Below are 787 nucleotides of genomic sequence, written 5' to 3'. Positions count from 1 at the left end.
CCAAGCTCCATGTCTGTTGAAGATGCCTATCAATTAGGCGATTTACTCGTCGACCAATATAAAATAAAACAAGGGCAACCTTATTTGAAATACGCGGCAGATAAGGGTAATGCAAAAGCTGCTTTAGCTTATTCTCGTAGCCTATCAACCAATGTAATGGTTCTTGGCCCCCAAGAACATGAATATGCAGTTAAAGCCGCTAAACTTGGAAATGAAGATGCAATGCTAACCCTCTCTTTGAATAGAAATATTTTTGGAGATAGAGAGGAATTTAGAACAGAATTACTCAAAATATCAAAAGAAAAAGCAGAGCAAGGTGATGCTGATGCGATGCGAAAACTATCTCTTTTATACTTAGATACTTCAGATGAGCTTGATTGGTTAAGCAAATCTGCAGAGTATGGCAATGCAAAAGCGCAGTATGAATTAGGTAGAACTTATGAAGTCGGTGAAGGCTGGTTTTTCATACCTGGCAATCGAGAAAAAGAAGTAAAACGACTATACAAGGCCTCTGCTGAACAGGGTAACTTTAGGGGGATGGTAGGTTATGCTTCTATTATTTACGATGAAGGCAATAAAAAAGAAGCGTTAGATATTTGGATAAAGATGGCAAATACTGGAGATGCTACTTCTATAAGATTTCTTGCATCACGGTACCTTCATTCATTACCACAAATCACTTACCCTGAAAAAGACGAAGTGCTTGGTGCTGCTTACTCAAAAATATATCTTGATTCAATGGGCACAGATAAAAAACATGACCTTTATGATATTTATAAAGAACAAT

At 37.2% G+C, this 787-nt stretch carries 1 protein-coding gene; it reads left to right on the top strand.

Features of this window, described 5'->3' with window-relative positions; translation table 11 throughout:
- Positions 1-9: 9 nt before the first annotated feature.
- Positions 10-787, top strand: a 778-nt coding sequence (locus CTN01_RS22550) for a tetratricopeptide repeat protein (protein ID WP_107342225.1), incomplete at its 3' end; no start/stop codon positions are given.

This window comes from Photobacterium angustum (assembly GCF_003026365.1).
GTDB lineage: Bacteria > Pseudomonadota > Gammaproteobacteria > Enterobacterales > Vibrionaceae > Photobacterium > Photobacterium angustum.
The sequence above is the reverse complement of the archived record's forward strand: the minus strand, read 5'-3'. Positions and strand labels throughout refer to the sequence as shown.